Source organism: Pedobacter sp. PF22-3, from assembly GCF_026239555.1.
Lineage (GTDB): Bacteria > Bacteroidota > Bacteroidia > Sphingobacteriales > Sphingobacteriaceae > Pedobacter.
Genome location: NZ_JAPIVP010000001.1, coordinates 75,555 through 101,089, shown reverse-complemented (window position 1 = coordinate 101,089; position 25,535 = coordinate 75,555). Strand labels below are relative to the sequence as shown.

24 protein-coding genes are annotated in these 25,535 nt (G+C 36.4%); 9 read left to right on the top strand and 15 right to left on the bottom strand.

All coding sequences use genetic code 11. The annotated features are described in order from the left end of the window. Positions 1-88 precede the first annotated feature (88 nt). Positions 89-1,651, top strand: coding sequence for a replicative DNA helicase (gene dnaB / locus OQX63_RS00450; RefSeq protein WP_265848928.1), 1,563 nt, complete (start codon positions 89-91; stop codon positions 1,649-1,651). Positions 1,652-2,138: 487 nt separating this feature from the next. Here dnaB and chrA read toward each other — a convergent pair whose 3' ends face one another. After that, positions 2,139-3,356, bottom strand: a complete 1,218-nt coding sequence (gene chrA, locus OQX63_RS00445) for a chromate efflux transporter (protein ID WP_265848927.1) — start codon at positions 3,354-3,356, stop codon at positions 2,139-2,141. A gap of 50 nt (positions 3,357-3,406) precedes the next feature. Then, positions 3,407-3,742, bottom strand: a complete 336-nt coding sequence (locus tag OQX63_RS00440; RefSeq protein ID WP_090496377.1) for a tetratricopeptide repeat protein — start codon at positions 3,740-3,742, stop codon at positions 3,407-3,409. 130 nt (positions 3,743-3,872) lie between these two features. On the opposite strand from OQX63_RS00440, the gene OQX63_RS00435 reads away from it, so the two are divergent. From OQX63_RS00435 to OQX63_RS00415, 5 genes are all read left to right on the top strand, one after another. Next, positions 3,873-4,610, top strand: a complete 738-nt coding sequence (locus OQX63_RS00435) for an electron transfer flavoprotein subunit beta/FixA family protein (protein WP_265848926.1) — start codon at positions 3,873-3,875, stop codon at positions 4,608-4,610. Positions 4,611-4,709: 99 nt separating this feature from the next. After that, positions 4,710-5,678 (top strand): electron transfer flavoprotein subunit alpha/FixB family protein, encoded by a 969-nt coding sequence (locus OQX63_RS00430; RefSeq protein WP_265848925.1) that lies wholly within the window; start codon positions 4,710-4,712, stop codon positions 5,676-5,678. Positions 5,679-5,778: 100 nt separating this feature from the next. Continuing rightward, on the top strand, positions 5,779-6,396 hold the full coding sequence (locus OQX63_RS00425) for a bifunctional nuclease family protein (RefSeq protein WP_265848924.1): 618 nt from the start codon (positions 5,779-5,781) through the stop codon (positions 6,394-6,396). A gap of 187 nt (positions 6,397-6,583) precedes the next feature. Next, complete coding sequence (locus tag OQX63_RS00420) at positions 6,584-7,963, top strand: nucleoside permease (RefSeq protein WP_265848923.1); 1,380 nt, start codon at positions 6,584-6,586, stop codon at positions 7,961-7,963. A gap of 17 nt (positions 7,964-7,980) precedes the next feature. Next, a complete protein-coding gene (locus tag OQX63_RS00415; RefSeq protein ID WP_265848922.1) occupies positions 7,981-9,102 on the top strand; it encodes a DUF3667 domain-containing protein in 1,122 nt (373 codons plus the stop codon). A gap of 332 nt (positions 9,103-9,434) precedes the next feature. Here the strand turns inward: OQX63_RS00415 and OQX63_RS00410 are convergent, their stop codons facing one another. The 8 genes from OQX63_RS00410 to OQX63_RS00375 form a co-directional block, all read right to left on the bottom strand. Continuing rightward, on the bottom strand, positions 9,435-10,724 hold the full coding sequence (locus OQX63_RS00410) for a citrate synthase (RefSeq protein ID WP_265848921.1): 1,290 nt from the start codon (positions 10,722-10,724) through the stop codon (positions 9,435-9,437). A gap of 133 nt (positions 10,725-10,857) precedes the next feature. Beyond that, positions 10,858-11,388 carry a DUF3347 domain-containing protein gene (locus OQX63_RS00405; protein WP_265848920.1) on the bottom strand — a complete coding sequence of 177 codons (531 nt, stop codon included), beginning with the start codon at positions 11,386-11,388 and terminating at the stop codon, positions 10,858-10,860. Positions 11,389-11,484: 96 nt separating this feature from the next. Beyond that, positions 11,485-12,033, bottom strand: a complete 549-nt coding sequence (locus OQX63_RS00400; protein WP_265848919.1) for a hypothetical protein — start codon at positions 12,031-12,033, stop codon at positions 11,485-11,487. Positions 12,034-12,183: 150 nt separating this feature from the next. Next, positions 12,184-12,681, bottom strand: a complete 498-nt coding sequence (locus tag OQX63_RS00395; protein WP_265848918.1) for a hypothetical protein — start codon at positions 12,679-12,681, stop codon at positions 12,184-12,186. A 108-nt stretch (positions 12,682-12,789) separates the two neighbouring features. Beyond that, complete coding sequence (gene miaA, locus OQX63_RS00390) at positions 12,790-13,728, bottom strand: tRNA (adenosine(37)-N6)-dimethylallyltransferase MiaA (protein WP_265848917.1); 939 nt, start codon at positions 13,726-13,728, stop codon at positions 12,790-12,792. Continuing rightward, a complete protein-coding gene (locus OQX63_RS00385) occupies positions 13,728-14,510 on the bottom strand; it encodes a hypothetical protein (protein ID WP_265848916.1) in 783 nt (260 codons plus the stop codon). The genes miaA and OQX63_RS00385 overlap by 1 nt, the downstream gene beginning before the upstream one ends. 52 nt (positions 14,511-14,562) lie before the next feature. After that, complete coding sequence (locus tag OQX63_RS00380) at positions 14,563-14,925, bottom strand: hypothetical protein (protein WP_265848915.1); 363 nt, start codon at positions 14,923-14,925, stop codon at positions 14,563-14,565. Between the two features lie 52 nt (positions 14,926-14,977). Next, positions 14,978-16,072: an MBL fold metallo-hydrolase gene (locus tag OQX63_RS00375; RefSeq protein ID WP_265848914.1), complete on the bottom strand. Its 1,095-nt coding sequence runs from the start codon at positions 16,070-16,072 to the stop codon at positions 14,978-14,980. A 214-nt stretch (positions 16,073-16,286) separates the two neighbouring features. Here OQX63_RS00375 and OQX63_RS00370 point away from each other — a divergent pair, with 214 nt between their 5' ends. Beyond that, the gene (locus tag OQX63_RS00370) at positions 16,287-17,303 is read left to right on the top strand and encodes a LacI family DNA-binding transcriptional regulator (protein ID WP_265848913.1); all 1,017 of its coding nucleotides are present in this window, start codon (positions 16,287-16,289) and stop codon (positions 17,301-17,303) included. Between the two features lie 21 nt (positions 17,304-17,324). On the opposite strand, the gene OQX63_RS00365 is transcribed toward OQX63_RS00370, so the two are convergent. Next, entirely contained in the window at positions 17,325-18,260 is a 936-nt protein-coding gene (locus tag OQX63_RS00365; RefSeq protein ID WP_265848912.1) for a helix-turn-helix transcriptional regulator, read from the bottom strand. Between the two features lie 102 nt (positions 18,261-18,362). On the opposite strand from OQX63_RS00365, the gene OQX63_RS00360 reads away from it, so the two are divergent. Both OQX63_RS00360 and OQX63_RS00355 read left to right on the top strand, forming a co-directional pair. Next, positions 18,363-20,438: a TonB-dependent receptor plug domain-containing protein gene (locus tag OQX63_RS00360; RefSeq protein ID WP_265848911.1), complete on the top strand. Its 2,076-nt coding sequence runs from the start codon at positions 18,363-18,365 to the stop codon at positions 20,436-20,438. A 23-nt stretch (positions 20,439-20,461) separates the two neighbouring features. Further along, entirely contained in the window at positions 20,462-21,562 is a 1,101-nt protein-coding gene (locus OQX63_RS00355; protein ID WP_265848910.1) for an HmuY family protein, read from the top strand. A gap of 292 nt (positions 21,563-21,854) precedes the next feature. Here the strand turns inward: OQX63_RS00355 and OQX63_RS00350 are convergent, their stop codons facing one another. From OQX63_RS00350 to OQX63_RS00335, 4 genes are all read right to left on the bottom strand, one after another. Next, the gene (locus OQX63_RS00350) at positions 21,855-22,034 is read right to left on the bottom strand and encodes a hypothetical protein (RefSeq protein ID WP_010602585.1); all 180 of its coding nucleotides are present in this window, start codon (positions 22,032-22,034) and stop codon (positions 21,855-21,857) included. A 182-nt stretch (positions 22,035-22,216) separates the two neighbouring features. Beyond that, a complete protein-coding gene (locus tag OQX63_RS00345) occupies positions 22,217-22,801 on the bottom strand; it encodes a biliverdin-producing heme oxygenase (protein WP_265848909.1) in 585 nt (194 codons plus the stop codon). Between the two features lie 74 nt (positions 22,802-22,875). Then, the gene (locus OQX63_RS00340; RefSeq protein ID WP_265848908.1) at positions 22,876-23,295 is read right to left on the bottom strand and encodes a response regulator; all 420 of its coding nucleotides are present in this window, start codon (positions 23,293-23,295) and stop codon (positions 22,876-22,878) included. Next, complete coding sequence (locus tag OQX63_RS00335; RefSeq protein ID WP_265848907.1) at positions 23,296-25,509, bottom strand: ATP-binding protein; 2,214 nt, start codon at positions 25,507-25,509, stop codon at positions 23,296-23,298. Positions 25,510-25,535: the final 26 nt, after the last annotated feature.

Sequence of the window (25,535 nt, the reverse complement as noted above, 5' to 3'; positions counted from 1 at the left end):
AAATTTAATCTGATTATGCTTCAATTTGTTAACAAACAGCTAGTAACTAATTCAAACAACCCCATCAAAATTTGATTACTTTTGTGGAATGAGTATCGATAACGAACAAGGCGGAAAGAACAGTATGACTGCTAGGAAAAGCAGGTTAAGTAATACAATAAGTTCACAGGGGAAAATTCCCCCTCAGGCATTGGATCTTGAGGAAGCCGTTCTTGGGGCATTAATGCTCGAAAAAGATGCACTTTCTGCTGTTATTGATGTTTTAAAACCAGAGGTTTTCTATAATATTGCCCACCAGAAAATTTTTGAGGCAATCCATATCCTGTTTCAGAAATCGAAGCCGGTAGATATTTTAACAGTAACTGCCGAGTTGCGTACTTTAGGTTCTCTGGAAATAGTTGGCGGTGCGTATTACATTACAAGCTTGACCAATCGCGTTGCTTCTGCAGCGAATATTGAGTTTCATGCCCGTATTATTTCTCAGAAATACATTCAGCGTGAGTTGATCAGAATTTCAACTGAAATCATTACAAATGCCTACGAAGATACTACTGATATTTTTGATCTCTTAGATCAGGCAGAAAAAGGACTTTTTGAAATCGCCCAAAATAACCTGCGTAGAGATACGCAAAAGATGGACGATATTATTAAACAATCGTTAGCTACGCTTGAAGAACTTCGTACTAAAACTGATGGTTTAACCGGTGTACCAACAGGTTTTACCGGATTAGATAGAATAACTGGTGGCTGGCAGAAGCAAGATTTAGTCATTATCGCTGCACGTCCGGCGATGGGAAAAACGGCGTTCGTATTAACCTGTGCGAGAAACGCCACCGTCGATTTTGCAAAACCAACCGTAGTATTCTCGCTAGAGATGTCGTCGGTTCAGCTGGTGAATCGTTTAATTTCCGGAGAAGCAGAAATTGAGCAGGAGAAAATCAGAAAAGGAAATCTACAGGAATGGGAATGGCAGCAGTTACACAGTAAAATTGGCCGTTTAACGGAAGCTCCCCTATTAATTGATGATACACCTGCACTAAATATTTTTGAATTCAGGGCAAAATGCCGAAGGTTAAAGTCACAATACGATATCCAACTGGTAATTGTCGATTACTTGCAGTTAATGCATGGTAAAGGTGAAGGAAAAGGCGGCGGTAACCGTGAGCAGGAAATCGGTAGTATTTCAAGGGCACTCAAATCAGTTGCTAAAGAACTTGATGTTCCTGTACTGGCACTTTCGCAGTTAAGTCGTGCAGTAGAGAGTAGACCTGGTTTACAGGGAAAGCGGCCAATGTTATCCGATTTACGTGAATCGGGCTCAATTGAGCAGGATGCGGATATGGTACTATTTTTATACCGCCCGGAGTATTATGGTATTACCGAAGATGAGCAAGGAAGATCACAGGCGGGTATTGGTGAGGTGATTATTGCTAAACACCGTAACGGTGAAACCGGAATTGTACCACTTAAATTTGTGGGTAAATTCGTGAAGTTCGTGGATCTGGAAGATGATTTTAATGCACCACCAAATTCATTCGCTGCAGATCCTTCCGCTGGAATGTATCCGTCGCAGGATTTTGAAAAACAAAGCAATGTCATTATTCGTCCTTCAAAAATGGATGATTATAATGATGACGATCCACCGTTTTAGGAAATTCCACACGATCTAAAATTCTCCGAAATCTTCTGTCATACATATGATTTTTGTGAGATAATTATTACTCTTTAGGCGACAGACTTCAATAGATTGATCGTCATTCCCGCGCAGGCGGGAATCTTAATCTTTAGGCTTATGGCATTAAGATTCCCAATCAAGTTGGGAATGACGACCCAAGTAATGTATTATTCATTTAAATTCCTCTGTCATTCATGTTCTTTTTATGCAATAAATTACATAAAGCATAACAAAACGTATTTCAGCTGCAATAAAAGGCTAAACTATCGGCACTGGCACGAAAAACTGAGCCAAGTAGCAGGGAACCAAATCAATCTAAACCTGATAAAACGAATGCTCCCGATTATTCATCGGAACAGCAGTGATAGCGGGACTACATTAACCTACGGTGTACCGTAATTGCTTTCCGAGTAACAGCTCCTTTTCTATTAGTCAGATCGCAATCTGTTGATTATTATGGCATTTAAAATAAATATCCAATCAATATACCAGCCAACACAATAACCGGTGGACTTATCTTGGTGAAATTAAGCAACAGAAATGTAGCGATCATAACCCCTAAAAATATCCAGTTAAAGCCCATTGGTATCAATAATAGTACAAAAGCAGCGATAATAAATCCAACACTAACAGCATTGATCCCCGAAAGGCTATGGCGGATTCTGGAGATCTTTTTTAAATCATCCCAGAAGGGTACAATAAATAAAACAAGGATAAGGCCAGGTAAATTAATCCCGATCACGCCAATTAATCCGCCTAAAATCTGGCCCCATAATCCATAACCAAAATTCTTCATGCTTAATGCACCTAAGTAGCTGGTAAAAGAAAATGTTGGACCAGGTAAGGCTTGCTGCAGTGCAAAACCCGATAAAAACCCTGATGAAGGCAGGTAATGTTTCATCTCTACAAACTCGGTAAACATTAAAGGAACTAGCACCTGCCCTCCTCCAAAAACCAATATTCCGTTACGGTAAAAGTTTTCGAGTAAACGGATAGGTAAACTGAAGGGAGAAGTTCTGTTTATAATTGCACCTACCAATGCGAATAAAAGCAAAGCACCAAGAAAATAGATCAGTTTTCGGGGATTGATGTTTGAAAAAAGTTTAACCCTTAATTCCGTTTCTTCTTTAGGTGTTTCAATAGCCGAAGAGATCATTCCGCCTATTAATATGGATAATGGAAATACATAGGCATTTCTTAAAACCAATGTGGCAATAACCGAGGCAATGGCCAAAAATATGGAGACCTGTGAGGATAAAACCTTTTTGCCAAGTTTCCATGCGCCATAAGCTACAATGCCCAGCGCAATCGGCTGAATATATTCTAAGATGTAAGTAAACTTTTGCTTTTGATCGAGTAAAGCATAACTGATCGCTGCAAATGTCATTATAGCTGCAGTGGGCAATATCCAGATCAGAAAAGTAATAATCGCCAGTTTAAGCTTTCCAACTTTCCAGGCTATTCCAACCAAGGTTTGTGTAGATGCTGGGCCAGGTAGTACCTGTGCCAATGCATTTAGCTCCAAAAGCTCTTCTTCTGAAATAAATTTGGTGCTATGAACAAAATATTTAAGCAATAAAGATAGGTGCGCCTGTGCGCCTCCAAAGGAGGTGAATGTAAAAAAAATAACATTCCGGATAAACAGCCACTGCTTTTTGGCAGCTATGGGTTTGGTTTGCATTAATTCAAGGCTGAAAACTGTTAACTGAAAACTGACAACTGGTAAATGGGTTAGTCATCCTCATAATCCAATCCGGCGGCTGTGTTATAAGCGCCCTGTAATTCTGAAAAAGCATGCATATCTCTTTTATTTCGAGCTACCTGCATCCCCTTTTGATAAATTTCGATTGCTTTCTCTTTTTGATCGTCTTTTTCCAATAACTTGCCTAAATGATAGTAAGTACCTACATAATCCGGATGTTTATCGGTTAACTGAAGGTAAAAAGAATAAGCTTTTTCTTTATCATTTTGTGTGTTATACTCTGTGGCTAAGGCATATAGTATAAATGGATCGTTAGGATCGCTTTCTAAAAATTCCAATAACTTACTTAAACGGGTAGATGACATTTTATTTCCTTGCTTTTTTAATTAAATTTGCAGAAAGACCTTATATAATAATCATATCGTATATGGACTGATCAATAGGTAAACAATTTTAGCCTGAGATCGTTCATAACAATAAAACCACTATTAACATATGAAAATATTAGTTTGTATCAGTAACGTGCCAGACACAACGACAAAAATAACTTTTACTAATGATAATACCGAATTCAATACGTCAGGAGTTCAATATATTGTTAATCCGTACGATGAAATCGCTTTGTCACGTGCAATTGAGTTAACCGAAGGTGGAAAAGGAACCGTAACTGTAATCAATGTTGGCGAAGCGGCTAACGATCCAACCATCAGAAAAGCACTGGCCATTGGTGCAGATGATGCAGTTAGGGTAAATGCAGCTCCCAGAGATGCTTATTTCGTGGCTAAACAAATTGCAGAATATGCAAGGGACAAAGATTTTAATCTTATTTTAACCGGTCGCGAATCAATTGATTATAACGGTAATCAGGTTGCTGCTATGGTTGGCGAATTCTTAGATATTCCTTCAGTATCTATTATCAAAAAATTAGATATTGATGGCAATAATGCAACTATAGAAAGAGAGATTGAGGGTGGTAAGGAAATTTTAACCGTTTCTGGTAAGTTTGTAGCCAGCTGTGCTGAAGGTGTTGCCGAACCGAAAATTCCAAATATGCGTGGTATTATGAGCGCCAGAACCAAACCATTGAATGTGGTAGATGCGGTTGATGCTGAAGCAGTAACCAAAGTAACCAAATATGAAACCCCTGCTCCGCGCGGAACGGTAAAATTAATTCCTGCAGATCAAACAGAATCATTAATTGACCTTTTGCATAGCGAAGCTAAAGTAATTTAATTGGCAGTTTGCAATTTTCAGTTGCCAGTTCGTAAAGAGATAATAAAAGAATAATTTCATTATAAAATAAAGTTCCTTTTTAGGGATAAAGGTAAATATATGTCAGTATTAGTATATGTAGAACAAGCTGAGGGAAAATTTAAGAAATCTGTTTTTGAAGCCGTATCTTATGCCAAAGCAATTGCCGATCAACAATCAACTAGTTTAACCGCAATTTCTATTGGCGATGTAGCCGACAGCGAATTAACGGAATTGGGTAAATACGGTGCATCAAAAGTATTAAATGTAAGTGCCGATCAATTAAAAACATTTGTAAATCAAGCTTATGCGAGTGTTATTGCTGCAGCGGCAGAAAAAGAAGGCGCAGATATCGTTGTGTTGTCTAACTCTTTCTCTGGTAAAGGTTTAGCCCCACGTATTGCAGTGAAACTTAAAGCAGGTTTAGCTGATGGTGCGGTAGAATTACCGAGTACTGATGGAAAATTTTCAGTTAAGAAAACAGCTTTCTCTGGTAAAGCATTTGCCATTACCGAGTTAACATCAGCTAATAAAGTAATTGCTTTAAATCCTAATGCATTTGGTGTTAAAGAAAACGCTACCGATGCAGTGATAGAAACCTTTTCAGCAGATGTTAAACAATCAGATTTAGGAACGGTTATTAAAGAGATTGTTAGGGCAACGGATAAGGTATCATTACCTGATGCAGAATTAGTGGTTTCAGCTGGTAGAGGTTTAAAAGGACCGGAAAACTGGGGAATGATTGAAGAATTAGCTGGTTTATTGGGTGCTGCTACTGCCTGCTCTAAACCGGTATCGGATGCAGACTGGAGACCACATTCAGAACACGTTGGTCAAACCGGTATTGCGATTAGTCCTAATCTTTATATTGCTATTGGTATCTCCGGCGCTATCCAACATTTGGCTGGTGTGAGTTCATCAAAAGTAATTGTAGTAATCAATAAAGATCCGGAAGCGCCTTTCTTCAAAGTGGCCGATTATGGTATAGTTGGTGATGCTTTTGAAGTAGTACCCAAATTAATTGAAGCATTAAAAGCACATAAGGGATAATATGTTATAGACCTTATAGGTTTTTAAACGGCGTAGCCCTCAATGAGGCCATTGAAAACGTAAATACTCCGAATTAAACCTATAAGGTCTTACTATAAATATGAAAAAAGTTAAATTAGATATTGTAGGGTTATCTTACAGCCAGACCCAATCTGGTGCTTATGCCTTAGTTTTAGGAGAAGTAAATGGACGCCGGCGCTTACCGATTATTATTGGTGCATTTGAAGCGCAGGCTATAGCAATAGAAATTGAGAAAATGACTCCTAGCAGGCCATTAACGCACGATTTATTCAAATCAATGGCTGATACTTTTCATATCAATATCAAGGAGATTATCATATACAATTTGGTTGATGGTGTTTTTTACGCAAAATTAATCTGTAGCGATGGTAAAAATACGCATGAAGTTGATGCCAGAACATCTGATGCTATTGCTTTGGCTGTTCGGTTTAATGCCTTGATTTACACTTACGAATTTATTTTGGCTTCTGCAGGAATCGTGATAGAGGGTAATGACTTTCTTTTCCTCGAAAATATGGATTCTATTGTAAAAGAACCCGAACCCGATAACTTACCAAGCTCAACAACCCAGCAACCGGGATTTGGTGATTTAACACTAGAAGAACTTCAACAAAAATTACAGGATGCCATTGCCGAAGAAGCTTATGAAAAGGCCGCAAGGTTAAGAGATGAATTGAATAAACGCAGTAAATCTTAATATCAGCGTATCTAAAATGTTTATCCTTTCAAATTCTCTCCTAATTTTTTTCTCAAATCACATTTGTAAAAGCTAAATTCTAAAATGAGCCATTTTATTTAAAATAATTTAGGTTCATTTTGGAATATCATTCAAAATAGTTCTATATTCAGCTTTTACTTTCAATCATTCAAACTAAAATATTATTATGAATGTTAAGTTTCGCTTAACGATAATGAGTTTCATGCAATTCTTTGTGTGGGCTGCCTGGTTAATTACAATAGCAAATTATTGGTTCGGAACCAAACAATGGGACGGAGCAGACTTTGGAATCATTTTCTCTACCATGGGTATTGCATCGCTATTTATGCCAACAATTACTGGTATTTTGGCCGATAAGTGGATCAATGCAGAAAAACTTTATGCCATTTTGCATCTTCTCTACGCGGCTACGATGTTTTACCTGCCCCAGGTGAATGATCCGCATACTTTTTTCTGGGTAATACTGGTAGCCATGTGTTTTTACATGCCAACCATAGCCTTAAGCAATTCGATAAGTTACACCACCTTAAAAAACGGTAATTTCGATGTGATCAAAGACTTTCCACCCATTAGGGTTTGGGGTACCATTGGTTTTATTGCTGCCATGTGGATTACCAATTTAACCGGTAATAAAGCCAGCGCCAACCAGTTCTATATTGCAGGTATAAGTGCCTTATTGTTGGGTGTATATTCTTTTTCTTTACCAGCTTGTAAGCCCTTAAACTTAATTAGTGATAAGAAAACATTTGCACAAAAACTTGGGCTTGAATCTTTTAAGCTTTTTGCCGATTACAAAATGGCTTTGTTTTTTATTTTCTCTATGTTTTTAGGTGCTGCATTACAGTTAACTAATGCTTATGGTGATGTTTTTCTGGATGAATTTAAATTATTTCCTGTTTTTGCAGAGTCATTTGTAATAAAATATTCTACTATCATTTTATCAATTTCGCAAGTTTCAGAAACGCTTTTTATTCTGGCCATTCCTTTCTTTTTGAAAAGATTTGGTATTAAATGGGTTATTGCCATTGCCATGTTTGCATGGGTACTTCGTTTTGGTTTATTTGCATACGGTGATCCATCAACCAATCTCTGGATGATCATCACATCATGTATCGTATATGGCATGGCATTCGATTTCTTTAACATCTCGGGATCGCTATTTGTAGAAACATCAACAGCGCCGAAAATCCGTTCCTCTGCACAGGGTTTATTTATGATGATGACTAATGGTTTTGGTGCCGTGTTTGGTAGCCTGGTTTCAGGCTGGATGATTAGCCGTTTCTTTACTACTTATTACCACACTATTGGTTCGCTCTCTAAATATGTTAAAAGTGACGCAGACAATGTACACCTGCTTAAATTTCTTAAAAATAAAGGAATTGATGTATTGCCCAACGGAGATCTGAGCAGGGCTTTGGATGTAAAAGACTGGCATAACATCTGGTTAACCTTTACCATTTATGTACTGGTTATTGCCATCGTTTTTGTAGTGATATTTAAACATAAACATACCCGGGCAGAAGTAGAAGCCATTAACCATTTATAATTTGCGATTAATCTCTTATGTCAGCTGGTAAATATAGAAAAGAACACAATTGTTTAAACTGCGGTGCTCATGTTGAGAAACATTATTGTAGCGATTGCGGTCAGCCAAATTTAGAATTAAAAGAAAGTTTCTGGGCTTTTATTAGCCATAGCATTGCTCATTATTTTCATTTCGACAATAAGTTTTTTCAAACGCTTGCCCCTCTCCTAACCAAACCTGGTCAAGTTACACTCGATTACTTGGCTGGTAAAAGAGCTAGGTATATTAATCCGGTGAGCATGTATATTTTTGTTTCCATCGTATATTTTTTGGTGGTATACTCACCAAAACATGTAGAAAAGGATCCAGATCACGGTCATATCGATATCGAAGAAAAAAAGGGTGCGAATGTGTCAGATAGTGTAAACAAAGCACTAAAACTTACCGGTATCTCCAAAGAAATTGCAAACAAAGCCACAAAATCGATTAATGAGGCAATCAAAAAGAAAGAATTTATAAAACTTGGTTTTGCAGACCAGGCGAAGGAATTAAACAGGCTTAATGCCGAAAATGCCAAACTTAAATCCGATTCCCTTACCGATATTATTAATGAGTATAATGATATTCATATTGAAAGGAATGATAGTACTTATGCAGCTTATCTTTCGAGACAGAAAAAACTCCCCGTTTCTGAGCAGGATAGCTGGTACGATAGATTGATTAAAAAGAGAGCCATTACGATTGGAGAAAAATCTGAAGTTATCCAGGAAACCCTTGAGCATAACCGCCCTAAGCAATATTTTTTATTGATGCCTTTACTGGCCTGGTTTATTATGCTCAATTTCAGAAAAAATCATATTTATTATCTTGATCACCTGATTTTTACCATCCATGGTATGATGGTTTATTTTATAGTTTCCATTATCACGCAGCCGATCATGAAACATGTTTTTGGTGAAGATTCTTTCGTCAGCAAAATTATTGAGGTGGGTGTTACCATATTTTTATTCTGGTACATGTTTAAGGCGCTAACTATTTTTTATCAACGCAAAACGTGGAGCACCATTTTTAAAATATTCTGGATCTTGATTTTATATGCTGTGGCGTTTAAGCTAACTGAAATGGTGATGATCAATTTAATTTATTACGTAGCGACTTAATACGTTACGTCATCTCGACTGAAGCGCAGTGAAACGGAGAGATCTAATCAGAAGTGTTATCAAGACAGATTTCTCGACTTCGTTGCACTTCGCTCGAGATTACGGTTAGTGTTTTTATAATAGCGTTTAGCTAATGGAAAAGGTGATGATTAATTTATTACTTAGCTACATAGCACTTGAGCATCATGCTGACCTTGTTTCACCATCTTTTAAGCAGTATAATACTTATTATAATAAGACCCTGAAATAAATTCAGGGTGACGACTCTTTAAGCGTTAATCCCATAAAAAAAACCACCCGAATTTCGAGTGGTTTTTTTTATGATTGTGAAATTACTTTCTGTCTTTAATCTCAACAAATTCTCGGTCGGTTTCGCCAACGTAAATCTGACGTGGACGACCAATCGGTTCTTTGTTTTCGTGCATTTCTTTCCATTGTGCTATCCATCCTGGTAAACGGCCCAAAGCAAATAGCACCGTAAACATTTCTGATGGGAAGCCCAATGCGCGGTAAATAATACCAGAATAAAAATCTACATTCGGATATAACTTACGCTCGATGAAGTATTGATCAGTTAACGCTGCTTCTTCTAATCTTTTAGCGATTTCTAAAATCGGATCATCAATGCCTAAGTTTTCTAAAATATCATCGCAAGCTTTTTTAATTATTTTAGCTCTTGGATCGAAGTTCTTGTAAACCCTATGTCCAAAGCCCATCATGCGGAATGGATCATTTTTATCTTTGGCTTTTGCAATCCATTTCTCTGTATCACCACCGTCAGCTTTAATCAATTCAAGCATATCAATCACAGCTTGATTAGCACCACCATGCAGCGGGCCCCAAAGTGCTGCAATACCAGCAGCAACTGAAGCATATAAATTACAATCAGAAGAACCTACAATTCGAACCGTAGATGCGGAACAGTTTTGCTCGTGGTCTGCATGCAGAATAAGCAATTTATTCATCGCATTCACAACGATTGGGTTCACATCATAATCTTCAGTACGTTGCCCAAATGTCATCCAAAGGAAATTGGTTACGTAGTCATATTTATTTTTTGGATAAATAAGTGGATGACCTAATGATTTTTTATAAACGAAAGAAACAATGGTTGGGAATTTAGCCAGTAGTTTAATAATGGTTAAGTTCTGCTCTTCTGCTGTTTGATTAGGCTTTAAGCATTCTGGATAGAATGTAGATAATGAGAAGATCAATGAACCTAGTTGCCCCATAGGATGAGATCTTGATGGATAACCATCAAAAAATTTCTTCATATCCTCATGGATCAGCGTATGTTTACTGATATCCGCCTGTAAATCTTCCAGTTGTTGCTGCGTTGGAAGATCACCGTAAATAATCAGATAAATCACTTCTAAAAAACTCGACTTCTCAGCAAGTTCTTCAATAGCATATCCCCTGTATTTTAAAATGCCTTTTTCACCATCTAAAAAAGTGATTTTACTTTTTGTAGAACCAGTATTTTTAAAACCAGTATCTAAAGTTACGAAGCCTGTTAAATCTCTTAATTTCGAAATATCAATGGCCTTTTCATCTTCTGTTCCTGTTATTACTGGCAATTCTACTGTCTTACCATCAACTTTTATCTCTGCAATATCTGACATATTATTGTATTGTGTTTATAGCTTTCTAAATTATATAAAATTAATATACATGCATAACAAATCTGTTAAATTAATATGAATAATTGGTCAAAATGAAGTAACAATCATGCTTAATTTAACTCATGTATAGCAGTTATTTTGCTTTAATTTCTTCGGCAACTCTACCGCATTCTAACATCTCGTTACCATAATATGGGTTCCTGATTTCCTTTTCTGTTGATAACCAGTCTCCTCCATCTCCTTTATTCGCCATTGGGCAATGTTGAACATAGATGGTGCCTTTTTCTATTTCCGCATTTTTTAGTAAAGCGATGATATCGGCACTTAAAACGGTGAAATCTTTACGTTGTACAACCAGATTATTGCTTGATGCAATTTTTTGAGCTATTTCTGCAGTTGGTTCACAACCCTCGTAAGCAGCTAAACTGTTTTTTAATACGGCAGCAGTTTTTTGCGCACTTGCAGCATCAGATTTTACCAGCGCATTTTTTAAATCTACATAATTTGTAAATATGGCTAATTTCTTTTCGTCCTTTATCGAAACCTCATTTTTAACCGATGCAGCATCGGTTTTGGTGGAGTCTTTAGTTTCAGTAGATTTTTTCTCTGCCTGGTTGCAGGCCATTAAAGTAGTAAGTATGGCTATCCCGAATATTTTTTTCATGGTATTTGGTTTTCGGTTCAAAATAGCAATTAAAATGGTAAATAAATAAAAAAGTCCCAATTTTCATCGGGACTTTAAGATTATATGATGTTTGAATTATAATTTAAAATTGTAAGCCAATCTTAATGCATATTGGCCTGTTTTTCTAAAATAGCTTGCTGATGAACTATCGTTTACATAACCTTCATATCTAACACCGGCATCGAAACCACCGAACTCATAACCGAAACCACCGGAATAGATAAAGTTCGTTTTGGCTCCATCTTTAATAGCGAAGCCTGCGCCAGCTTCTGTTGCCAGATACATTCTTTTAATCGGGAATACTTTAACACCACCTTTAGCCGGAATAAAATCAACATCAATAGCATTATTTTTTGCAATTAATTTAGTGTAACCACCTGAGGCAGTAAGGGCAACATATGGCGTTAGATCCCATTGCAATTTTAAATCAGCACCATAAGCATAATCCATTGGCGATTTATCGCGAAAGAGTCCACCATTAACACCAATCCCAATTTTAAAAGCCATTCCTTTCGGAGCTGGATTTGGATCAGTTTCTGTCATGGTTTGCGCTTTTAATGTAGTGGTGGCAAACAACGCAACCGCAGTAGCTGCTGTAGTGAAAATTTTAGTAATCGTTTTCATATTCGATAAAATTAAGTTAATACTAAGGTTTTGGTAGATATACGTAATATGATTCCATTCAGATTTACTAATTTTCATTTTTTTCAGAAATAATGATAAATAAAAAAAGCCCCAGCTAATGCTAGGGCTTTAAATGTGAAATAAGTGATCTTACAAACTAAATCCGTAAGCTAAACGAATACCTGCAAAACCTATGCTACCATTATTAGAGTAACCTTCATATTTTGCCGCTAAATCTAAACCGTTAGCCCAAGAATATCCAATTGCTGGTGAATAAACAAATGATGTACCAGAACCTTTTTCAGTTCCAAAACCAGCGCCAAGTTCTGCTAGTCCATAAGCACCAGAACCTGAATCATTAAAGAAATATTTAGCGCCAGCTTTTACAGGAATAATTCCGAAGCTACCAGCATCTTTAACTGAAAAATTGTTATAACCAGCGGTTACAGGGATAGACAATTGTTTATCAACATTAAATTGATATCTGATGTCACCACCAATAACCAGACCTAAACCCGTTGTCGTTCCTGCACCAACATTTAAACCTATACCTAAATTTCTTGGTGAACTTTGTGCATTTGCATTAGTTGAAAAAAATAGAGCCACGACAGCTGCTGAAGTAGCAATAATTTTTGTAATTGTTTTCATGTTTAAGATATTGTTATTGTGTTAAAATAATATGAATCAATAAACACAAAGGTTGTGCCAAAAGGGTACTTTAGATACAATTTAGGAGATAAATAAGCCAAAATGAGCTTATGATGTTAATTTTTTATTAACTGAAACTTTTTCAAGAATCTTCTGTTTTAATTGGTTTGTTGTTGCAGCGGCATCAAGCCAAATAATCTCCACATTGTCCTTTTCCATTTTTCTAAAAAAGGTATTTTGTCTTTTTGCGTACTGACAAATGGCGGTACCGAGTTTTATTTTTAATTCTTCAAAGGTCAATAATCCATCAAGGTAATTCACAATAAATTTGTATTCCAGTCCGTAGAAGATTAATATATCTTTGCTAATACCTTCTTTAATTAATTGTATTACCTCTTCTATTAAGCCTGCTCTGAATCTTTCGTCCAGTCTGTTTAGAATTTTAGCTCTGGTTACTTCAACTTCATTCTTCAATCCAAAAATAATCGGTTTAAGAACTGGTCGGTCTACAGCTTCCAATGTGTGATCTTTCAAATAATCTGCTATCTCTATTGCCCGGATCAATCTTTTTTTTGATGATAGATCAACATGATCGGTACTTTGGCTTTCATCAGTTTGCAACGTTAAAATCAACTCTTCTTTTGATAATAAATCTAATCGATCTCTTAAGGATTGATTGACCGGAACTGCGGTATAGTTTTGGCGCTGCAAAAGGCTGTGGATATACATGCCTGTTCCACCACAAAGAATTGGTATCCTGTTTTTTTGCGTTACGGATTCAAATGCCTGGTAAAAATCGTTTTTAAAAGCATCTACATGATAACGTTCACCGGGTGCTAAAATATCAATTAAATGATGTGGAATGGTATTGCCGTTGATATGATACTCTTGCAGATCTTTACCGGTACCAATATCCATTCTTTTAAATACCTGACGGCTATCGGCACTGATAATTTCTCCATTTAAAGCATCCGCTACGCTTACAGCCAGTTTGGTTTTCCCAGAAGCGGTGGCTCCTAAAATGATGATAAGATTATGCTGATCCATTAAAATTGAAGAATAAATTTTAAACTTCCTGTATTAAATACCTCATTTGCAAAAGCCTGGTCATCTTTTTTAAGCTGACGGTTCAGGTTTTCATCCAGTACATAAATCTGAGGTGCTAAAACGGCCGTTTGCTTAAAGCCCAGTTTAATATAGGCCGCTCCTGCAGACCAATCCCGATCTGCATAAGTCATTAAGTCATTAGGTTGATACGTTGTGGCAAAGTATGAAATTAGTTTACTTAATCCGCCGGTGATGGAATATTCTGCTTTAACTGCAAACCTGATCAGCTCTGCGGATTTATAATTTTCGGTATGGTTCATTTTGCGTAATGCCGAAAAAGTAGCAACAGCTACCAGTTGATCTTTTTCAAACAAACCAATTTTATAACGGCTGGTTACAGTTCCCTGCAAATGATTTTCATTTAAAAAAGAATCGGCAACTGGTTTGGTAATTTTTGCTATTTTGGTTTTTCTGCCATGAATGCGGCTATTTCTACCGAGCAAAGATTTTATTCTTGCTAATACCTGATCTGGTTTTGATAACCAGAGGTCTTCCCAAAGATGAATGAGTTTGATACCTTTTTGATCATGCCTTTCCTGTAGTATATTAAAATCTTCTGGAATAAAGCTGTTTTTTAAACTAACCAGATGGATAATGAGCTTATGGTCAATTTTCAATAACTGAAACCCATCTTCTGTAAAAAAAAAGCACCCAATTTTATGATCAGCAAGAGCCAAACTAAATTGATGGTGCCAGTTATTGTCAAAAGTTAAATTATTCAATCGGTAGAATGTTATTCAGAAAATATCTACTGCAAATTTAACCATCAGATTGTTAAATCCATTCTTTTTCTTTGAAGTTCGTATTAATAATCTCTATTAAAGTTTCTACTTCCTTTAACTTTTCATCATCAAGAGCCGAAATTCCTAAACCCGCCTTTTTATTGCCAAAATCGGATAAATCATGGTTTTCTGCAGAAAATTCATCTGTATTGATTTTAACTTCAACGGCATCTCCATTGATGTAAACACCTGCAAAAAAGCGCTCGGTTATTTTTTCCCCGTTTAGTTCAATATTTTTTTCACTGTACAGATCATATCCGTTTTCTGAATTTTCGTGTACCGTATATCCGCGAGTAGCATAGGGCTGTAATCCGGCTCTAATGGTCTGAAAAATTTCTACAAGATCAGTTTTCATAATTGTATTTGATTTTGGTATTAAACACCCCAGTACAATTATTGTTTAGTTTTTATTCTTTTAGCCACCAATTTTCCGTTGGTAAATATTCGTTTAAAATGATGGTTTCACCCAATTTCGGGGTAACTAATGGAAGTTTTTTCGCCGCTGCAGCTAAAACCAACCTTTTAACAGGCTCATTCCAGGGATGCATGGCCAAGCTGAATTTACCCCAATGCACCGGCATTAAAATTTTCGCTTTTAAATCGATTGCGGCCTGTACTGTCTCTTCCGGAAACATATGGATATATGGCCAGTAAGCATTGTACTGTCCACATTCTAGCAGAGCTAAATCAAAAGGACCGTGCTCCTCACCTATTTTGGCAAAGTGTGCATCATAACCAGAATCGCCGCCCAAAAAAAGTCGGAAATTATCCGTTTTCAATACGAAGGCCGACCAAAGCGTTTGATTCCTTTTAAACTTTCTCCCGGTAAAATGCCTGGCCGGAACTGCTGTTAATTGTAAACTGTTAAACAGTGTTATTGATTCGTTCCAGCTCAGTTCATTGATCTTTTCTTTATTAATTTTCCAACGTTCAAGATGTGAACCTACGCCAAGCGAAGTCACAATGCTTTTAACTTCTGGAGCGATTTTTAAAATGCTTTCATAATCCAGATGATCATAATGATCGTGGGTGATAATGAGGACATCTATATTTTTAAATTCTTCAGCCTTTACCATTTCGGTACCCAAAAAAGCCTTACTCCCGATAAATGAAAATGGTGAAGGCGTTTTGCTGAATATAGGATCAACCAGAATCCTTAAACCATTTATTTTAATCAGGTAAGATGAATGTCCAAACCAGATCATTTCAGGAGCATCGCCCTTAGGGCTACCGTTGATGTTAGGCAAAATGTATGGAAGTGCCTTACCTGGTGCCTTATTAGGATGTTTTTCGAAAAAGAATGCATTTAATATCTTAAAAAAACTTACGCCTTCTGGCTGCATTAATGTTAACGACTCGTTTTGCAGGGCACCATCACGATAGTTACTCAGGTTGCGGATTTTTTCTAGCCGTAATCCTTTGGGCAAACGCCCAAAAACAGGAAGGTTGGTTATAATGAGGAATGCAGTGACGATAAAAATTAAAATGTATATGATGATCATTTTTAAAATTGAAGAAGCCAAAATATGAATATGATTTTAAAAATGAATTCGGCGCTGTATATATGACGTATGGATTACAGGTTAAAGCACGATCACTTATCACTCTTTTTTAAATAAGACATTATGAAAGTAAGGAGAAAACAACGCAAACGTTTGATTAATTTTGTATTATTATATATTGAAGCAATTTTAATGTAGTAGTTTAGTAGGCAAGATGCAGTCGAAACCAACAACCATCAAAGAAATAGCCAGAATCTTAAACATTTCTCCATCCAGTGTTTCGAGGGGATTGCACGATCATCCGAGTATTGGGGCGGTTACGAGGGAAAAAATTAAGCAGCTGGCCAAGTCGCTAAACTACGAGCCTAACAAGGCTGCCATTCTTTTTCAAAAAGGAAAAACCTATACCATTGGCGTAATTTTACCAGAGTTATCAGAACATTTTTTTTCCATCGCAATTTCTGCAATTGAAGATGAGGCGATCAAGAAAAATTATACCGTAATTTTTGCACAGTCGCACGATCGTTATGAGCTGGAAGTAAAGCTTGTTGAAAAAATGAAAAATCAACGTGTTGATGGTTTATTGGTATCCATCAGTAAAGACACTTCTAATTTTGATCATTTCGAAAAACTTAATTCATTTAATATACCCATTGTATTTTTTGATCGGATACCACCATTCAAGAATGTACATTACGTTGCCTGTAGCTTAGAAACTGCAACTGTTAAAGCAGTGAACTATCTTTTAAGAAAAGGACACAGAAGCATTGGAATGATTAATGGACCCAATACTTTATATGCGAGTGCGGAGCGCAAAGATGGTTACAAACAGGCTATTACTTTTAACCGCTTAAAATTCGATCCATCATTGATCGTAAATTGCGATTTGACTGAACAGGGTACCATAGATGCTGTCGAAAAGTTTTTAAACCATAAAAGAAAACCAACAGCTATCGTAGCATTTAATGATTATGTAGCACTATTTCTGATTAAATACCTCAAAAAGCTGAATGTAGTTCACAATTTTGATATTGTGAGTTATGCAAATTTACCTATTATCAGTTATTTAGATCATTCACCTATCGCATCGGTAGAGCAATATCCATATTTGCAGGGTCAAAAGGCTATCAATATCCTATTAGATCTTATTCATAGCCCTAATGTTAAGCACCAGGCCTATTACAATACGATTGTAGATGCCGATCTGATTATAAATGACGTAAGCGCATAAACAAACGTTTGCGCTGCATTTTTAAGTTTTGTTTAAACTTCCGGGTAAAATATGATATTGCTTTTTAAAGGCGGTAATGAAATGTTGTGCATTTTTATAGCCCACCAAAAAAGAAACTTCATTTACAGTTTTCTTTTCCTTGGATAGCAGATGGTGGGCTTTTTCCATTCTGATTTTATACAGATACCCAAATACAGTATGTCCGGTTAGTTCTTTAAAACCTATTTTAAGTTTATAATCGTTAATGCCCACTTTACGCGATAACGCTGTTAAAGAATTCGGTTTTTGTAAATCGCACTCTACCAATTGTTTAGCTAACATAATTTTCTCTATGTCATCTTTTTTTATTACGCGTGTTTCTTTCTCTGGTAGTTGATTAAAATAAGCAATGATCAAGTCGAATATCCTGGCTTCCAGAAATAGGCGTTTTACCCTCCCCTCGTACTTGGGCTGAATAATTTGCTGCAATACCAGCCCAATTTCTGGGCTAATCGCTTTGTGGATTACCGTTTTAATATTGTAAATAGGTTCTTTGCCTGTTACCTGGCCAAAATACTGCTCTGTGAGCTGTATGTAAACGTATCTGGTTTTCTCTTTTACATTAAATATGATAGATTTAACCCGGCCTATGTTAAAATCCTGCTCATTTTTAACCAGCGATAAAAAATTAGCTTGTTGATTGCTATTACAATAACTCATAGCACCGTTCAAACAAAATAAAAAGCCAATATGATGTTGAGAACATTCAAGGCAAAAGCTTTCATCCTGTTGAGGGTTAATCTCCGCAATAGTAATGTGAATCCCGCTAAACCACTTTTGGATTATATTTAAACTGACTCGACCGATAGCCAAATCCATTACCGTATCTTCTACATCTTTAGCCGCATTAAAATTTTCAATGTATTTACATTCATAAATAACTGTTCGTTTCGGGTACGTTGAGAGTTTAATTTCCATATTCATTTAATCCGTTTCGCGGTATTAATTATCCGTTTAACGTTATCTGCCGTTTGTGATTATCTACAAATTTGCATAATTATTTATAATTAGTCTAAATAAATGAAAATATATTTATCAATTGCTTTATCGCTTTATGGATTTATTGCTGTCGCTCAGGAAACTAAAGTGGATACAACAAAGGCAAATGATTTAAAAGATGTAGTAATTACTGGGCAATATGGTCCACAGACCTTAAGAAATTCGGTATACAACGTGAGAACGATCAGTGCAGAACGGATTAGGCTAAGGGCAGCAAACAATGTACAACAGATTTTAAATACTGAACTCGGTTTTCGGTTTAGTAATGATTTAACCTTAGGCACAACTGATGTTTCTTTAATGGGGATGACAGGTAGAAATGTAAAAATACTTTTAGATGGTGTACCTATGGTTGATCGATCAGATACACGCGAAAGTTTGAATCAGATAGACATTAATACGGTTGAGCGGATTGAAATTGTAGAAGGCCCGATGTCTGTTGTGTATGGGGCTGATGCATTGGCCGGCGTGATTAATATTATAACCAAAAATCCTGGTAAACAGTCTTTAAATTTATCGGCCCGGGTTCAGGAAGAGACTGCAGGAAAAGAGTATGAAGCTTTATCAGGAAGAGGAAATCATCTACAGCACATCACTGCCAATTGGAAAAACAATAATTGGAGTGTACTGGCAGGCTTTACCCATAATGATTTTGGTGGCTGGAATGTAGCAGACAAAACGGCTACCATACAAGAAGTTGCCGCAGTTACGAATCGGTGGAAACCAAAAGAACAATATTTGGCTAATACCAAAATCGGCTACCAAAATCAGCACTTCAACATCTGGTATCGTTTGGATGGATTAAGGGAAGATATTGATGTGCGGGCTGGTTTAAACCCAAATAGTTTTAAAGGTTTGCTACAAACTTATACCACACACCGCTACACCCAACAGTTTCAATCGGCATATAAAATCAGCAATAAACTGCAGTTATCGGCTATTGCAGGTTTTACTAAGCTGGATCGTGCCACCAAAACCGTTATCCACGATTTTACCAATAATACAGCGGTATTATCAACCGGTGCAGGCGAACAGGATATTGCCAGGTTTAATTCTGCCATTTTTAGGGCAACAGCTGTTTATATCCTGAATAATTTGGTATCATTTCAACCAGGTTTCGAATATAATCGTGATGCTGCCAGCGGACAAAGAATAAGTGGTTCTCCTGTAATTAACGATTATGCCGCTTTTGTTACAGCTGAAATTAGATCAGGAGATGTGATAAACATCAGACCGGGATTGCGATTTATTAAAAATTCAGTTTACGGTGCACCTCCGGTAATTCCCTCACTAAATGCGAAATTGATCTTAACCAAGAACCTTGATCTGCGTTTGGCTTATGCCAAAGGTTTCCGATCTCCGGCGTTAAGGGAACTGTATTATGATTTTGTTGATGCCAGTCATAATATTTTGGGCAACCCTGATTTAAAGGCAGAAGAATCGAACAGTTTTAACGGCTCTTTGGTATGGACAGGCCTTCACGATCAGCATGTCGAATTCCGCACTACTTTAACTGGTTTTTACAATCTGGTTAAGAACAGAATTGATTTTGGCTTATCTCCTACTAATAATTCCGTAACCACTTTAATCAATGTGTCTAAGTACAAAACAGCAGGTGGCACTTTAGACAATGCGCTCACAATTAGAAAAAATTTGCAGGTTTCGCTTGGTGTATCCTACATCGGCAGATATAATGATTTAAGCGAGAATGGTAACCTACAAACGCCTGAATTTGCCTGGGCTACAGAAGTAAATTCGAACATTTCCTATACTTTTCCAAAAATTAGCGGAAGCATCAGCTTATTTTACAAATATACAGGTAGTTTACCGAGCTATCAGCTTACTACAGAAAACAATGCCTCTACAGCAAAACTGGTAAAAATTGGTTCTTTCCATACAGCTGATTTAATGTTCAACAAAAACCTGTTCAAATCCTTATCCATAAACGCAGGCGTTAAAAACCTGTTTAATGTAACCCAACTTAGCAATACTTCAACAGCTTCTGGCGGTGCACACAGTACGGGCGGTGCAGCAGTACCTTACAGTTATGGTCGCTCATATGTACTTGGACTAACTTATAACTGGAATAGAATTTAACATAAATTATATAATTAAGCAAAATGAATAAACTCAACTCAATGATCGCTGTCGCTTTGTTTGCGATAATTTTTACATCTTGTAAAAAGAATACAGATGAACCCATAATTGTTGTTCCGCCTTCTGATGGTAGCACCTTAACGCTCAATGGTTTAATCGGTGCAGAAGCAGGAAGTGCAGCCGGAAACAGCGTTTATGTAGATTTTAGCAAAGATAAGCAAACATCTGTAGCGAGAACATCATGGGATTTAGGCTTTTACAGCGGAGCTGATTTTAGAGTTATTTTGAATAATACCACTAGCGCAGGCGCCAAGGTAATTACTAAGGCAAATGCCAGTCTTGCAACTGTTGGAGAAGCTGATACTTTGGGATTAACGCTTGCTGTTAGTCAGGCTAGTCCACTACCTGCCCACTTTGCTTTTTTTGATGCCATTGATGCTAATCTTTCCAACACGGTGATTCCAGCTATCTCCGCTACAGCTACAGAAAATAAAGTGATTATTCTAAACCGTGGTACAGGTGGTGGTAGTGCAGTGAAATCATGGATAAAACTAAAAGTAACCAGAAATACGTCTGGAGGTTACACTTTGCAATATGGAAAAATCAAAGAAACCGCCAATTTTACGACTATTGATATACCAAAAGACGGAAATTTTAATTTCAAATTTGTATCACTTAATAATGGTGCTGTTGTAAGTGTGGAACCAGAAAAAGCAAACTGGGACCTGGTATGGACATATTCTGTTTACAAGACAACCTTTGGTAGCGATCTTGTTCCATATAATTTTTCTGATTTAGTATTCATTAATAAACTTGCTGGTGTTACTGCAACTGCCGTTGCTACAAGTACAAAATCTTATGCCACATTTGGAGAAGCTGATCTATCAGTCGTTACTTTTTCTTCTGCACGGGACGTAATTGGTTCAAATTGGAGACTTACACAACCAGTAACAGTTAATGGTATTACAACTCCAATAGGCGTTAAATCAGATACTTTTTTCCTTGTTAAAGACGGATCTGGAAACGTATACAAGCTTAAATTTAACAGCTTTATTTCTAATGATGGTGGTACACGTGGTAAACCGGTAATCGAATATAAATTGGTTAAAAAAGGATCAATTTAGGCTAAGGCCTGCAAAAATATGTTTTGTTAGTTGGATAGATGCTCTCCGCGATGGGGAGCTTTATCTTTATATATTAATTAGTAATTATAGGCGTCATGCTGAATTTAATTCAGCATCTATATTGTTAGCTCATTAAGATCCTGAAACAAGTTCAGGAAGACGATTGGTGGCTTCGTGAAACTTTGGAAGTCTAAATGGTACGGCTCTATCAGACTTCATAATTCAATTTTGTCATAAACGCAAAAAGGGCTCTGGCATACCAGAACCCTTTTTGTTTCATACTCGCGAAATATTATTTTCCAGAGTTTTTCTTGTCAGTTACTTCTGCACGGATTTCTTGTGCTAAAACTTTAAGATCTTGCATTGCTTTACGCACACGAGTACCAGCAGCTGCATTGCCAGCATTATAAAATTTTTCTACATCTGCTTCAATCGCAGCAACAGCAGCTTTAACTTTTGAGAATTTTTCCATCGCTAATTGATGTTTTAAGGTTTAAAAAATTTATTTTTTTCAATAATACATATTTACCTCGAATTAACAACAGAAAGCAAATATTTATTTAAAAGAAGTTTTGCACATTTTCACAATCAAAAAAATGCCCTGACACTTATTGCAGCCACATTTTTAATAATTTTAAGTTAAAACATGATGACTTATGCAATTTGTTCAGAGAGCCTGATCAGGTTATTGAAGGTTTGATTGGCACTATTGATACAGTGTTTGTAATCGGCTTCTTCCACTCGCTCATTTAATACGCTAACAAAATTTTTCCATTTTGTGCTAAGCTCCTCACCATAAACACCATAATAATTTAGGCCATCTTCTTGGTTTTTAAAATTCGGATTGGCCAGAATATGCCTTTTAATTACATTACCGCCTAATGTTGCCCCTTCCAGTACATATAACGCGCCTAAAACTTCTGCCGTATTTTTTTCGGGTATAAACAACTCAAAAGCTAATTCCGGCAAGGTTAAACTGTTTATATTCCAGTAATCTAAGTCTTTCGTTAAAGCATTCAGCTTCAGTCGATCTTTCATTTCCAATTGCTCCGCAATAACCGAGTCGAGCATGTTTGCTAATTCATTTTCTAATTTCTGGTGAATAATATAATTAATGGTTAACAGTTTTTTATACTGATCTATACTTAAAGAATTATTCATAATCTCGTTAACAAACATCAACGATTCTAATTTTTTATGGTTCTGTGCAGTTTCAGTTCTTAATAAATTGGCAATCATAAAAGGATTTTGTTTTGAAATAGAAAAGATCCGGACTTCATAGTCCGAATCTATCTATATAATTTTATTATATTTTAATTTAACCCTAAATGTTGATTAAACCAAAAATCGTGTACAGAATGCACACATTTAACCAGGTTCTCGTAACCATCTGGTTTATTAAGGTAGGCATTGGCCCCAAATTCTATTGATGCTTTTACATCGTCAGGATTATCGGATGTAGAAAATAAGATAACAGGTATCGTTTTCAGATAAGGAATATCCCTTATAAATTTTAATAAATCCAAACCAGATAAACCTGGTAAATTCAGATCAAGCAAAATTAATTTTGGTTTAGTTTTATTTTCTACGAAATGCTGAAGTTTTTTTAATGCTTCTACCCCATCTTCAACTATAGTTAGATTAAGTGTATCCTTAACTTCATGTACAGCACTTTGCATAAAAAATGCATAATCTATATCATCTTCTACATAAAATATATCTGGTGTTTTCATTTATCTGTTTTTAAAAGCTACAAAAAAGGTCGATCCTACATTTAACTTACTTTCAAACCAAACCCTACCATGATGTTTCTCTACGATCCTTTTTACTATAGCAAGTCCCACTCCAGAGCCATCAATATCCTTTACATTATCCATACGCTTAAAAAGCTCAAAAACTCTGTCGTAATAACGGTTATCAATTCCTATACCATTATCTTTAACAGCATAGATAATTTCCTTTCCTTCTATATACGCAGAAACCTCTACTGTAGGTTTATCAACCATAGCTGAATATTTGACAGCATTTCCGATTAAATTTGTGAAAACCTGAGTAATCATGGTTTTATCTCCTTTTATGTTAGGAAGTTGTCGTAAAGTTAAGGTAACGTGTTCTGCTTTATAGGCCGACCATACTTCATTCTTGATCTCTTTTAACAGCGATTCTATATGAACTGTTTCAAAGTTAATTTCAGAACGGCCGACCCTTGCTAAATTTAAAATCTCCTTGATTAACAAGTTCATTTTATCGGCGCCAACTAATATTCTGTTTAACATTTTTTTGCCTCCCTCATCTATGCTCTTATTTTTAAGCATCAGCTCTGCGTAGGTTTTAACAGAGGTAAGTGGTGTTCTTAAGTCATGAGATATGGTATAACTAAAGGTATCTAATTCTTCGTAAGCAGCCTGTAACTTCTCATTAAGTAATCTTATTTCGTTCGCTTTTTTATTTATATCTGAAATAATAATTTCGCGGATCCTCAATACGGATGTAATTTCTTCAGCCATCCATTTTTCAGAAGTATTATTAACTACTTCCGACCAGATTTCGAAAGATTTACGTGGAGATAGGCTCATCAAACCATTTTCAGATGAAACTACGGGTTTATCGGGATTTCCGGCCCAGTTTACATCGGTAATCATTTCGGGTTTAAACCAAATGATCATTTCGCCCATTTCCTTGTTTATGACACACGACAGAATGCCGGACGCTATTGCTTTATATTTCTTAGCAGGAGGAAATATTTCTGATAACCGATGTGTGTAATATATCGATTCATCGTTTGTAATTTTTAACCACTCTGCAAGTTCTCTTATATCTTCTTCTAATGGTACATTTCCGATGCTTTTGAGTTCGTTTTCAAAAATGATTGCTACTCCTGTAGCTTTTGTCGCATCTAAAATGGTTCTCTTGTGGGTGGTTATGGCTTCGATTAAATACTTGTCGCGGTTTAAATGCTCCGTAAGTGTATTGGCGGTACTTTTAAATTGTTCAATAACTTTTGCATCTTCTTCTTCCTGGCGATATTCAAGTGCTGAAGAAAGAATCTGTCCGATGAGTTTAGCACCTTCTCTTGCCTTATAATCTATAAATTTAGGGCTATAATTATGGCAGGCAATTAAACCCCAAAGCTCACCATGTGAAATTAAGGATATGCTAAAACTGGAATGAACACCCATGTTTTTCAAATATTGAATATGGATAGGTGATACCGCCCGTAAACCTCCGTTTGTTAAATCGAGCGATTCATTTTCCTTAAAGGTAATAATTTTAGAATCGGCTATATTAACATTAGCAATTAACCGGGTTAAATTTAGTTTGTACAGTTCCCTTGCCTGCTTCGGAATATCGGATGCGGGATAGTGTAAGCCAAAAAATGATTCTAAATCTGCTTCTTTTTCTTCTGCTACAACTTCGCCATGGCCATCTTCTAAAAATTTATAAACCATAATACGATCGTAATTGATCAACCGCTTTACTTCCTTGGCTGCGCCTTTTAACAAAGCGAAAATATTCTTTCCTTGAAGCATTGATGAGGCAGAACGGCCAACGGAACTTTGAATATCGAACTGTAATGTAACAGGTTCAAACTCCAACAACCAATCGTTTTTTGACGAGGAAATAATAAGGTAAAATGGATTTCCATTAATTTCAAGTGGGTGTGGACTAATGGCATCAAAACTTTTGCGGATGATACCGAGCTTAAGTAAGTCTTCAATATTGAAGGCTGAATCTTGTTGCTTAATCAAATCATTTAACTCAGCGAGCGGTTTATTCAGTAAACTTTGAGCTTCTTTTTTTAAAAAATCTCCTGTATTTTCACTGATATAGCTAATGGTATCGCTATTCTTATCAACAGCTATAAGAAAACCATGTGATTGAATTTTACCTGGTATATGGATCGGCTCTTGATCACAATTGGTTAGGTCTACAGAAAATTTAGTCATGTGTATGATGTTGCAGCATATTTAAT